General features: G+C 47.6%; 9 protein-coding genes. 4 read left to right on the top strand and 5 right to left on the bottom strand.

What is annotated here, in order from left to right; translation table 11 throughout:
- Positions 1–17: 17 nt before the first annotated feature.
- From CWE08_RS07850 to CWE08_RS07840, 3 genes are all read right to left on the bottom strand, one after another.
- Positions 18–473, bottom strand: a complete 456-nt coding sequence (locus CWE08_RS07850) for a DUF3718 domain-containing protein (RefSeq protein ID WP_126767325.1) — start codon at positions 471–473, stop codon at positions 18–20.
- A 284-nt stretch (positions 474–757) separates the two neighbouring features.
- A complete protein-coding gene (gene erpA / locus CWE08_RS07845; protein ID WP_126767323.1) occupies positions 758–1,105 on the bottom strand; it encodes an iron-sulfur cluster insertion protein ErpA in 348 nt (115 codons plus the stop codon).
- A 141-nt stretch (positions 1,106–1,246) separates the two neighbouring features.
- A complete protein-coding gene (locus tag CWE08_RS07840; RefSeq protein WP_126767322.1) occupies positions 1,247–2,035 on the bottom strand; it encodes a DUF6776 family protein in 789 nt (262 codons plus the stop codon).
- Positions 2,036–2,116: 81 nt separating this feature from the next.
- On the opposite strand from CWE08_RS07840, the gene hemJ reads away from it, so the two are divergent.
- The 4 genes from hemJ (at position 2,117) to CWE08_RS07820 (ending at position 6,888) form a co-directional block, all read left to right on the top strand.
- Complete coding sequence (gene hemJ / locus CWE08_RS07835; protein WP_126767320.1) at positions 2,117–2,554, top strand: protoporphyrinogen oxidase HemJ; 438 nt, start codon at positions 2,117–2,119, stop codon at positions 2,552–2,554.
- 186 nt (positions 2,555–2,740) lie between these two features.
- Positions 2,741–3,754 carry an aspartate carbamoyltransferase gene (locus CWE08_RS07830; RefSeq protein ID WP_126767467.1) on the top strand — a complete coding sequence of 338 codons (1,014 nt, stop codon included), beginning with the start codon at positions 2,741–2,743 and terminating at the stop codon, positions 3,752–3,754.
- 10 nt (positions 3,755–3,764) lie between these two features.
- Positions 3,765–5,045 (top strand): glutamate-1-semialdehyde 2,1-aminomutase, encoded by a 1,281-nt coding sequence (gene hemL / locus CWE08_RS07825; RefSeq protein ID WP_126767319.1) that lies wholly within the window; start codon positions 3,765–3,767, stop codon positions 5,043–5,045.
- A 148-nt stretch (positions 5,046–5,193) separates the two neighbouring features.
- Positions 5,194–6,888 carry an NAD-dependent malic enzyme gene (locus CWE08_RS07820; protein ID WP_126767317.1) on the top strand — a complete coding sequence of 565 codons (1,695 nt, stop codon included), beginning with the start codon at positions 5,194–5,196 and terminating at the stop codon, positions 6,886–6,888.
- Between the two features lie 27 nt (positions 6,889–6,915).
- On the opposite strand, the gene mrcB is transcribed toward CWE08_RS07820, so the two are convergent.
- Both mrcB and hrpB read right to left on the bottom strand, forming a co-directional pair.
- Positions 6,916–9,270 (bottom strand): penicillin-binding protein 1B, encoded by a 2,355-nt coding sequence (gene mrcB, locus CWE08_RS07815; RefSeq protein ID WP_126767316.1) that lies wholly within the window; start codon positions 9,268–9,270, stop codon positions 6,916–6,918.
- A gap of 12 nt (positions 9,271–9,282) precedes the next feature.
- Positions 9,283–12,015: an ATP-dependent helicase HrpB gene (gene hrpB / locus CWE08_RS07810; RefSeq protein WP_126767314.1), complete on the bottom strand. Its 2,733-nt coding sequence runs from the start codon at positions 12,013–12,015 to the stop codon at positions 9,283–9,285.
- Positions 12,016–12,030 lie beyond the last annotated feature (15 nt).

Genomic DNA, 12,030 nt, shown 5'->3' with positions numbered 1-12,030 from the left:
AAAACCTAGTGTGTCGCTTATATCTGCGAGAGGCGCTCGCGAACAGCGCGAATGATAGGAGAGTTATCGTACCCGGTTGTTTCCGCCCACTCCAAAATTGAATCACCATTCTCGTATTTCTCGAAAATAACACGCGAAGGTAGGTTACGAGTAAGTAAGATGCCCGTGTCGGTAGCTTCGGCGATAACCGCGAACTGTAATAAAGTATAGCCGTTGCATTTAATGGCGCTGTACAGATTTCGAATTCGTAAACTGTTGCGCTCAATTATGTTCTGAAATTCTCGGCGGTTATCCGCGCTGATGCTATAACAAATTTCCTTTGCAATGTTCTCACTAGCAAAGCTTTGGCTGTACCTCAGAGCAGTTGCCGCTGTGGTTTCTGGTAGATGAAAATTGTGTTCTTGAGTACTGCTTTGCGCTTGGCCTGTGATGCTAGCAAAATACGCTGCGATGAATACTAACCATCGAGACATAATACTTCCTTTCAATCTTCAGCAGCAGGGTTTATTACGAATGAATCAATCCTCATTTTTTCGCTTCGATAGGCAAAACGCAAGCAGTTTAATGTAGTAACTTTGTTAAAAATTGCACGAAATTAAACAGAATTTTATGAGGTGTATTCTAATCTACCGCCACTAACGATGGTGAGGTTGCGCAGTATATGGTGGCGAGGGAAGTGTACATTTTTTCAACAGATATATGCACTATTGAGAGGAAATAGGTAACTGCAAAAGCAAAGCCGCTCGCTAAGCGCGGCTTAAACTGAAAATGATGAACCACAACCACATGTAGTGGTTGCATTAGGATTGTTCACGAAGAAGCGAGCACCTTGAAGCCCCTCCTCATAATCCACAACGCCACCTACTAAGTATTGTAAGCTCATTGGGTCAACAACTAGGGTAACGCCTTCTTTCTCGATTTCCATATCGCCTGGATTTACTTTTTCATCAAAAGTAAATCCGTACTGGAACCCTGAGCAACCGCCGCCGGTAACAAATACTCGTAATTTGAGCGCTGGGTTTTCCTCTTCTGTGATTAACGTTCGCACACGAATCGCCGCAGATTCAGAAAATTCAATCGGCATCGCTTGTTCTACTGCACTCATCAACCATACTCCAAAGAAGGTTCAATCAAATTACTGCGCTATTGTCGCCTATGCGTGCTGCAGGATCAATGTTACTGATCAGGTACCCTGCATGAAATAACGCCGAAAGCACGGGCGCATGCGGAAGTTGCACCTTTTGGGCTAACCCTTATCTTCCGAATCATTTGCCCCATTTGTAGTATTGATTCTTTCAGTCGGGGCTTCTGGCGTTTCAGCCGGCGCTTCTAGCGTTTCGTTTGCAAACAACTGCCGCCATTGATAACTGCGTTCGGTTTGCCGGCCTTGTTGAGAGCGCACCTGCACATGTAGCGTTTCCGGAATAAAACCATCTGGCAAAGCAAAATTACCTTCAGTGAGAGAGAAATAGTTCATTACAAACCGCGCCTCACTCTCATCGATACCCGCTAACTCAAAAACATTATACTCTTTCCTCTGATCGCCTTCAAAGCCCCGGAGCGTAAGCACTATCGAGCCTTGGGCAAACTGCTCAATGCGTTCCATTTGCAGCAGAATCAAACGGAAATAATAGCTATTACTCGCTAGCAGCTCACTAACCACCATAGAATCAATGGTAATTCCATCAGCGGTTAAATCCGGTGCCACAACACGTTGATAAAATGCTAACTCGCGCCGAATCGTTGCATTCTCATCCTGTGCTTGCCGGAGTTCATTTTGCAACGATTGCGTAGCCGCTCGTTCAATATCTAGCTCCACTTGGAGAATATTTACTTGATATTCCAACCGGCTCGTTCGCTCATGTAAGCTTTCACGTTGATTTTCGAGTAACACAGTTTGCTGCTCTAAATGGATAAGCCGTGTATTACCCACCAAGTACCCAACTACGAGAAGCAGTGCCGCAATGGCCAAAGAAAGAAGTATTTGTTGGCTGCGTACACTTACAGCCTTTGCATTATCGCGGCTCTTTAGCATTCTCAATATCCTACTGTTTATACAACGCTTGTGCTAAATTAAAAATTATTAATAGTAATAACCAAAGGCGATTGTATTCCCATGAATGAGTTTCTTGTTTTTCAGTGGTTTAAAGCGTTGCACTTGATTTTTATGGTGGCTTGGTTCGCCGGCATTTTCTATTTACCTCGGCTGTTTGTTTACCATGCAGAATCCACCGAACCGAAAGTACACGCACAACTGAAAATTATGGAACGTAGATTACTCTATTTTGTTACCCCATTCATGGTCCTTACCATAATTTTTGGCTTTGGTATGCTGTATATTTATGGCCTTGATTGGCTGCGTATGACTAGCTGGATGCACATCAAGTTGCTGCTGGTTCTGATTCTAGTGATTTACCACATCTACTGCTTCATCCTAGTGAAGGATTTCCGCAATGAAAAAATCAATCGCTCCGGCCGTTGGTTTCGTTGGTTTAACGAAATGCCCGTTTTCTTATTGTTTGCCATTATCATTCTTGCCGTCTTGAAACCTTAATGAACTCTATTCGGAAATACTGTTGCGCCGTTAATTGTGTATTTTGAGGTGTGAGTGCTGTGTGATTGAAGCACAACTGCCGTATTCATTTAGGCATTCGTTAGGTAAACGCCAGCGTTCCGCTCACGTTGGCTTTCTGCTATGCTACAGCCCCAACAACCTATCACGTTGGAACCGCAAAAAATGATGAATTTCACCGGTGCGAACATTCTTTCTGTTGATCAGTTTAATCGCGATGCCATTGAGCATATTTTTCGCATAGCCGACCTTATGGAACCATACGCGCACAGGCGCAAACGCACGCGTGTTCTTGATGGTGCTATTCTCGGCAATTTATTTTTTGAGCCCTCTACGCGAACTCGCGTAAGTTTTGGCACAGCTTTTAATTTGTTAGGTGGTGAAGTACGAGAAACCACTGGCATGGAAAGTTCGGCTCTAGCCAAAGGCGAATCCTTGTATGATACCGCTCGCGTGCTTTCGAGTTACAGCGATGTGATTGCCATGCGGCATCCAAAATCTGGTGCCGTAGCTGAATTTGCTGAAGGTAGCCGGGTACCGGTTATAAATGGTGGTGATGGTGCCAATGAACATCCCACACAAGCACTGCTCGATTTATACACCATTGAAAAAGAGCTCGCTCATCATGGCAATCGTATCGATGGCATGCATCTTTGTATGGTGGGTGATCTCAAATACGGCCGCACCGTACATTCATTATCCAAATTACTCTGTATGTATCAGCAGGTGCGCATCACTCTAGTATCACCACCCGAGTTAGCAATGCCAAGCAGCATTGTTGATATGTTGGTAAATGCTGGGCACCAAGTGAATCAGGTAACTGAGCTTTCCGGCTCAATGGATGCCGATATTGTTTATCAAACGCGAATCCAACAAGAACGTTTCACAACACTTGATGAAGCAGAACAATATCGAGGGCGGTTTCGCTTAAACAGTGAAATCTTCACCAAACATTACAAACCCAATACTGTGATAATGCACCCGTTGCCTCGCGATTCACGCGCAGAAGCTAACGAACTTGATAATGATTTGAATCAAAACCCGAACTTGGCCATTTTCCGCCAAGCTGATAATGGGGTTTTAATTCGTATGGCACTTTTTGCCGCCACGCTAGGTGTTGAGCATCTAGTAAGCCGCTATGATACCGATGTAATTTGGTATAGCGACAAAGCTAATAGTTAAGAGGTTTTCCATGTCCCGTTCGCAAGATTTATTTACCCAAGCTCAACTCTCCATCCCTGGTGGCGTAAATTCGCCAGTGCGCGCCTTTAATGGCGTTGGCGGCACACCAATTTTTGTTGAGCGTGCTCAAGGCGCCTATTTATTTGATGTTGATGGCAATCGCTACATTGATTATATCGGCTCTTGGGGGCCAATGATTCTTGGCCATAACCATCCTGAGATTCGTGATGCTGCTATTGAAGCTGCTGAGCGTGGATTAAGCTTTGGTACGCCCACCGCAAGCGAAATCACCATGGCGGAAAAAGTAATCTCCATGGTGCCTTCAATCGAGAAAGTGCGCATGGTGAATTCAGGTACCGAAGCAACCATGAGTGCTATTCGCCTTGCTCGTGGTTATACCGGCCGGGATAAAATATTGAAGTTCGAGGGCTGCTATCATGGCCATGCCGATTCACTATTGGTAAAAGCGGGTTCTGGCGCCCTCACGCTCGGCGTACCCAACTCACCCGGGATTCCAGAAGATTTTGCCAAGCACACGCTCACTGTAAGCTTTAATAATTTAGAAGAAGTGCGGCAAGTGTTTGCCGATGTGGGCGAACAAATCGCCTGTATTATTGTTGAGCCTGTTGCCGGCAACATGAACTTAATCCTACCAGAACCTGGTTTCTTAGAAGGGTTGCGCGCGGTATGTGATGAATATGGCGCCGTGCTAATTTTCGATGAGGTAATGACAGGCTTTCGTGTTGCCCGCGGTGGTGCACAAGAGTTTTTCAATGTGAAACCCGATCTTACCTGCCTAGGTAAAGTGATTGGCGGTGGCATGCCGGTAGGCGCTTTTGGCGGTAAACGGGAAATCATGGATTATATTGCGCCGGTTGGCCCGGTTTATCAAGCCGGCACCCTCTCCGGTAATCCAGTAGCCATGGCTGCGGGTTTAGCCTCCCTGAGCCTATTGAATTCAGGCTCGTTGTATCAGCAGCTTGAAGGCCGCGTAACTGAGCTTACCTCAGGCTTACAAGAGCTTGCCGATGCGAAGGGCATTCCATTTACTACCGCTCAGGCCGGTGGCATGTTTGGCTTCTTCTTTACCGATGAAAAGAAAGTAAGCACTTACGAACAGGCCACCAAATGCAACATGCAGCATTTCCGTACCTTCTATCATGAAATGCTCAAACGCGGCGTTTATTTGGCTCCGAGCGCCTATGAGGCTGGTTTTATGAGTTTAGCGCACACCGAAACCGATATTGAAGAAACATTGCAGGTTGCGGAACACGCGTTTAATTTACTCTAGAATTGCACTAAACTTACTGCAACAAACCGCGCCCCGCGATAAAAGTATGGTTAACTACCCATAATGGTTACCACTACTTTACAATTTCGGGGCGTTTACTTTCCCTCTGCTTTCACCAGCATTCGTTCATCTAGTTTTCGGAGTAGCTATGCAAAATAAACGTCCTCAAGAGCCACTGTATATCCCCCACGCCGGCCCCTCTCTGCTCGAGACACCGCTGCTTAATAAAGGGAGTGCTTTTAGCCGTGAGGAACGCGTTGCATTTAACCTTACCGGTTTGCTGCCCCCACGCTATGAAAGCATAGAAGAGCAAGTAAGCCGCGCTTACATGCAATATCAAAGCTTTGATACTGCACTGAACAAGCATATCTATTTGCGCGCTATTCAAGATAATAACGAAACCATGTTTCATCGTTTGGTGGCTTCTCATTTAGAAGAGATGATGCCCATTATTTATACGCCAACGGTGGGTGATGCTTGCGAGAAATTCTCTGATATTTATCGTAGCTCTCGAGGCCTGTTTATCTCGTACGCTGAACGCGAACAAATGAACGACATTTTACGCAACGCAACTAAGCGCAACGTAAAAGTGATTGTGGTTACCGATGGCGAACGTATCCTAGGTTTAGGCGATCAAGGTATTGGCGGCATGGGTATTCCGATTGGCAAACTATCCCTTTACACAGCCTGTGGTGGCATTAGCCCAGCTTATACGTTGCCCGTGATGCTAGATGTGGGCACCAACAATGAGAAGTTGTTAAACGACCCAATGTACATGGGTGCTCGCCACAAGCGGATTACCGGTAAAGAGTATGATGATTTTGTGGATACCTTTATTCAGGCGGTGAAACGGCGTTGGCCAAACGCCATGATTCAGTTTGAAGATTTCGCGCAACAAACCGCCATGCCGATCTTGAAGCGTTATCAAGATGAAGTATGTTGCTTTAACGATGATATTCAGGGCACTGCCGCAGTAACTGCAGGCACTTTGCTGGCTGCTTGTAAAACCAAAGGGCAAAAACTCTCGGAGCAAAAAATTGTTTTCGTGGGCTCAGGCTCTGCAGGATGTGGTATTGCCGAGCACATTATCTCGCACATGCAAGCCGAGGGTATTAGCCGTGCCGAAGCGAAATCACGCATCTATATGGTAGATCGGTTTGGCTTACTTACTTCCGGAATGAGTGATTTGCGCGATTTCCAAGAGGAGCTGGCCCAGAGCCCCGAGGCACTTGCCGAATGGACGTACAGCGGCGAATATGCCTCATTACTTGATGTTATGCATTGCGCGCAACCAACCGTTTTAATTGGCGTATCTGGGCAACCAGGGTTGTTTACCGAGCAAGTGATCTTAACCATGCAGCAATATACCCCGGAACCGATCATCTTCCCACTTTCGAATCCATCGAGCCGGGTAGAGGCCGATCCCGCTGATGTTATTAAGTGGACCAAGGGTAAAGCTATTGTTGCCACCGGTAGCCCCTTCGCACCAGTGCAATATGAAGGGAAAACATACCCAATTGCGCAATGTAACAATAGCTATATCTTTCCGGGCATTGGTTTAGGTGTATTGGCAGTGAAAGCCAACCGCATCACTGAAGAAATGTTAATGGCCGCATGCCGAACTTTAGCCGATGCATCGCCCCTTGCTAATGGCGCTTCAGCGCATCTGTTGCCCGCTATTACCGAAATTTCTTCCTTAAGTAAGCGCATTGCTTTTGCCGTGGGCAAAGTAGCTCAAGAACAAGGCCACGCCCTTGAGATAACGGATGAAATGCTAGAACAGCGTATTGCCGCCAACTATTGGAAAGCGGATTATCGCGATTATAAACGCGTGAGCATCTAATCGATAATTAAAAGGCTTCCCTAAGTGTTACCCATCATTTGAGAATATTCGCCGCCACCAACTGCGTGGCGGCTCTTCCTCTTCTTCGTCGCTTCGTTCTTCGCTTTGTTCTTCGCTTCGTTCTGGTGCGCAAGCTGCAATATCGCGTTCATCAACAACCCCCGGAAGCTGAGTGCTATTCGAGCAATTAGTTCCCACAGCCATTCCGCTTCCATTATCCCAAGAATACATCTGAATATTTGCTGGGAACGCCAGATTGAGGGGTTCAATTTGTGTGTTCTGCCAAAACCCTTGGGCTAGCGGTAAAGCGCCTCGGCTCCCCGTAAGCCCGATTGGCTGATTATCATCACGGCCAAGCCACACGGTGAAAATGTGTCGATCGTCGAAAGAAATAAACCAGCTATCTCGTAAATCATTGGTAGAGCCAGTTTTACCACCTAATGCCCTTGGTATTGCTTGCCCTAATGCTTTGCCAGTGCCCTCTTGCACTACGCCAAACGAGGCGTAACGAGCAAGATACGCCGCATCAGCTTCATAGCCAGCTTGCGAGATGCGTTCATCAAGATAAACTAAATCGCCTCGATGGGTAGTTACACCGGCAATGCTACTCAACCGATACCCCCGCCCATAGTTCGCCAAATACCCATATAATTCTGTAATTTGTAGTGGGCTTAAATTGATGGTACCAAGCGCCAGCGAAGGATATGCATGAATTGCGCCAGCAGCGCCAATGGCATACAGGCGTTCTCGTATCTTCGCGGGGGTAAGTGTGAGGCCGGTTTGAATCGCAGGAATATTGCGAGAATCAAGCCAACTTTGATATAGCGAAATCGGCCCTTTAAATTCATTATCAAAGTTACTCGGTTGCCACTCACGGCCCCTTTCATCCTCAATATTCAGTGGCTCATCAACAATAATCGAGGCCAACGAGAAGCGGCTTTCATCTTCAAGCGCCTGCATATAAACGAAGGGCTTGATCAAAGAGCCAATCGGGCGGCTCGCTTGCAAGGCTCGATTAAAACCGCCCATAACAGGTGTGCGCCCACCCACCAATGCTTGAATAGTGCCCGCCTGATAATCACTCACAATGGCCGCCGCCTGGATTTCTAAATCCGGCAATGCTTCCATTCGTTCAGCCACCGCTTGTTCGGCAGTGCTTTGTAACCAAGGATCAAAATAAGTGAAAACTCGTAAACCGGTTTGTTGCCATTCCCGCCCCGGCACTAACTGCCGCAGCTCACGTTGCACAAAATCAACGTAATCTGGGCGTGCTCGCGCCACAAGGCGATTACTGGCACGCGTTACTACTGGAGCTTCAAGCGCCGCCAAATATTGGGTTTGGCTAATTAAATCGTCGCTATACATCAGCCGCAGAATCAGATCACGGCGATCCGTTGCCACCTCTGGATTGCGATAGGGGTTATACAGCGAGGGGCCTTTTACCATGCCTACTAACATAGCAACCTCGGCTGGGCTTAAATCTTCGGGGGCTTTACCATAAAAGTAGCGGCTCGCAAGGCCAACCCCGTGAATTGCATGGCCTCTATCTTGACCATAGAATACTTCATTAAAATACGCTTCGAGAATTTCATCTTTGCTGAAGCGGAAATCGAGCACTAATGCCATTAAGGCTTCGTTTATTTTTCGCGTTATGGTTTGTGCGCGAGTGAGATACATATTTTTAATCAGCTGCTGAGTGATAGTGCTACCACCTTGCACTGTTCTGCCGGCTGCTAAGTTGGCCATGGCCGCACGAGCTATGGCTGAAGGTTTCACGCCATGGTGATGATAAAAATCCTGATCTTCCACTAGTAACAAGGTCTGCTGCATCAATACCGGAATTTGTTCCAAGCCAACTAACAGCCTATCCTCATTATTATCCGAAGCAAAACGGCCAATAAGTTGCGGTTCTAAACGAATATTCTGCAGCTTTGTTTGCTCTGGCCATGTTTCAATTTCAGTTAACTGTGCTTCAGCATCAAACCGAAGGCGCACCCGCTCACCGGGCTCAAAGGCATCAGGGAAGTTGAAGGCTCGGCGATACACCAATACATCGTTACCTTGCTGTTGGTATTCGCCGGGGTTTCTTGCATATCGGCTCTCGCGATAATCTAATGCACGAAATTCACGAATGATTTCATCCCGTGTTATGCGCCTCTCGCTATCGATGTTCAGTGCTCTGCTATAAAGCAACGCAGGCGCTTGATAACGAGATTCGGAGAACCGTTGGGTGAGCATAGAATCAAGATAAATTACGTAGAAAAAAACAATCACGGTAACAATTACCGCTAATCGCCAAAAGATTGCAAATAATCGCCGGCGCCAAGATTTGGCTGCGGTTGTATTTTGCTTAGGCTGTGCGTTTTTCTTAGGTTTTACCATTTGCTGCTCATTTTACTCGTTCTCGCCTGCAGTTTTCCCAAATGCTCGTTTGGTAAGGTGTGTGGCTGCCGCAGTGGTTGGATCTTCAGGCCATGGGTGCTTGGGATACCGGCCGCGCATTTCTTTACGCACCTGCTGATACCCGTTTCGCCAGAATGACGCTAAATCATTCGTTTTCTGCAGCGGCCTACCAGCCGGTGATAATAATTCAAAACTCAACATAATGCGCCCTTTCCCCAGCGTTGGTGAAGCCGGTGTACCCAATACTTCTTGCAACTTTAATGCTACTCGGGCCGTTGCTAATAATTTATCGCCGCTGTGAACTTCTGGCTTATCGCCACTCTGAACTTGCGGCTTATCGCCGCTGTGAACTTGCGGCACAAGCTCATAGTGAATCGGATGCGTTCGCCCACTCGGTGCTTGCCACCGCAGCGGTAAAAATTCAGCCAGCTCAGCTTCACCCCGATACGCGGTTTGTATAGCGAAGCGCTGCTTCAATGCGGGTAATGGGTTCCACTGTAACGCTTGCTCACGAGTTTGTAGTTCTTGCAACTCATGCCCTGCCCACTCATCCAGCGTTGCCAATAAAGCCTCGGGCTGCCAATCCTCAACGTCCAAGCCTAAAAATTCAGCGCCGATTTGCACTCGTGTTAGCCATTGCGCCAGTTGCTTTGGCTCAGCTTCTGCGGTAAACATCGCAACACCTCGGCTTTTCACCACGGTTAGCATAGCATTCAACCGTACAGCCTTAGAAACCGGCTGTGTTGATTCCTGCTGAGTAAATACCACTGCGCCCATACGATACTCTATTACTCGTTGTAAACGGCCTTGCCGCCCAAGCCATTGCCAACTTTCTTGCGGCTGAATAAATTCTCCAACCCAAGAATCCAACAATGTGCTCGGAATCACTAGCGCTTGCCAAATCACTCCCTCTGCACGCTCTTCTTGCAAACTTACTTGGTTCACTAACAACCACTGCCGCTCCGAACTGAATGGGAACTCGCTCCTAGAGAGCTGCATGGCAACGCCTGTGGCCATTTGATAACGCTGCGGCGTTTTTTCACTGGCTTTAGCCAAGCGCATCGGCATTGCTTGCAACATTAATACAGCCATTACCCTCACCGTTGGCATCCGCTCGGGCATGGTAATCTTTAATTGTTGGCACCAATGCGCTAAACGCTTATGGCTCTGCTTAAACGCCTCCGGCTGCTCTAGCCAATGCTGAATCACCTCGAATAGATCGCCTGCGGCGCGAGATTCATGAGCCTCTTGATGGGCGGCTATTAACGCCGCCGCTGATTTCATTTCATACTGCAGTTGTTGCCGCGCTTTCGCTACTTCATCTAGATCTTTGTTCGATTGTATTGCTAACAAGAACTGCTCAACTCTCGTATCCTTTGCTGCTGTAAGCAAAAGAGCAATTTCTACATCAGTACTCAAGGCCTGTATCTTTTGCCCTAGCCCTGATAAACGCGGAATCTTGGGCTCTTGCGCAGTTTCGATGCTGGCTTCCTGAGATACTGGCTTTACCAGTAAATTGGCTGCCAATAACCATTCGTTAGCAGCCGCTAAAGCTGCTGCTGGCGGCGGTGTAAACCAAGCTAACTCGATAGGGCTGCTACCCCAGGCTGCCGCCTCTAAAACGATTGGCCGTAAATCTTCGGTTTCTAATGCCGGCTTACTATAAGCCGCAAAACCCTGATTCATACTTTCGGGCCACAATCGAAAACATTGCCCCGGACCTGTTCTGCCAGCACGGCCTGCCCGCTGCACAGCCGATGCTTGCGAAATGTAGCGAGTTTGCAACTGCGTGAACTGATACTTCGGTAAATATTTAGCTTGCCGCTCTCGGCCACTATCTACAACCACATCAATATCGGGAATCGTAAGGCTTGTTTCCGCAATATTCGTGGCTAGCACTAATTTCCGAGAGCCGAATTTTAGCGGTAACAACGCTTGCTGCTGCGCCGATAACGAGAGCCCGCCATACAATTCAAAGCACTCAACATCCGGCGGCAAACGCACATTGTTTTTCAACTCACGAATTTCACCTTGCCCAGGCAAAAACACTAAAACGCCTTGTTCCGCACTGGCCAAAGCCTCATGAACCACTGCCGGCAGCGCTTGTTGCCAACTTGTGTTTCGAGCCGGTGGCCGATAATGCAAGGTTATCGGATATTGCCGGCCGCCACTGCTTAGTATGGCCACAGGCAAATCGCGGCTGCGTAACCATTTTGCCAAAGCCTCGGCCGGAAGCGTGGCCGACATCACCAATAACTGCAGCGATTCATTCAGCTCCCGAGCTTCCAGCGCCAAAGCTAAACCGAAATCACAATGCAGGTTTCGCTCATGAAACTCATCAAAAATAATGAGCGCGGTATCAGTAAGTTCAGGGTTATGCTGAATTATTCGTGTGAGCATACCATCGGTTACCACTAACAACCGAGTTTTTGCAGATTTCTTACGCTCGCCGCGAACCCAGTAACCAACGCGCTCACCTACCTTTTCTTCTAGCTGCTGGGCAAGAAAATGAGCGATGCTCACCGCCGCCACTCGCCGTGGTTGCACCAGAATAATTTGCTGATTAGATCGCTCGGAAAGAAATGCTGCGCTGGTTATTAATGCCAGCGGGATAACCGTTGATTTACCCGCACCCGGCGGTGCTTCGAGAACAACAATATGCTCTGCAAGAGCCTCTTGCAGTTCAGGTAACAAGGCTGCTACCGGTAAGTTTTTATTAGCCATGCAATTTTATTGGCA

Origin of the sequence: Aliidiomarina iranensis (assembly GCF_003987135.1) — a bacterium.
Lineage (GTDB): Bacteria > Pseudomonadota > Gammaproteobacteria > Enterobacterales > Alteromonadaceae > Aliidiomarina > Aliidiomarina iranensis.
The sequence above is the reverse complement of the archived record's forward strand: the minus strand, read 5'-3'. Positions and strand labels throughout refer to the sequence as shown.

Bases quoted from the DNA above. Each gene is read 5' to 3' on its own strand.
- erpA (WP_126767323.1), bottom strand. From the start codon at position 1,105: ATGAGTGCAGTAGAACAAGCGATGCCGATTGAATTTTCTGAATCTGCG.
- CWE08_RS07840 (WP_126767322.1), bottom strand. From the start codon at position 2,035: ATGCTAAAGAGCCGCGATAATGCAAAGGCTGTAAGTGTACGCAGCCAA.
- CWE08_RS07820 (WP_126767317.1), top strand. From the start codon at position 5,194: ATGCAAAATAAACGTCCTCAAGAGCCACTGTATATCCCCCACGCCGGC.
- hemL (WP_126767319.1), top strand. From the start codon at position 3,765: ATGTCCCGTTCGCAAGATTTATTTACCCAAGCTCAACTCTCCATCCCT.
- hrpB (WP_126767314.1), bottom strand. From the start codon at position 12,015: ATGGCTAATAAAAACTTACCGGTAGCAGCCTTGTTACCTGAACTGCAA.
- CWE08_RS07830 (WP_126767467.1), top strand. From the start codon at position 2,741: ATGAATTTCACCGGTGCGAACATTCTTTCTGTTGATCAGTTTAATCGC.
- CWE08_RS07850 (WP_126767325.1), bottom strand. From the start codon at position 473: ATGTCTCGATGGTTAGTATTCATCGCAGCGTATTTTGCTAGCATCACA.
- mrcB (WP_126767316.1), bottom strand. From the start codon at position 9,270: ATGGTAAAACCTAAGAAAAACGCACAGCCTAAGCAAAATACAACCGCA.
- hemJ (WP_126767320.1), top strand. From the start codon at position 2,117: ATGAATGAGTTTCTTGTTTTTCAGTGGTTTAAAGCGTTGCACTTGATT.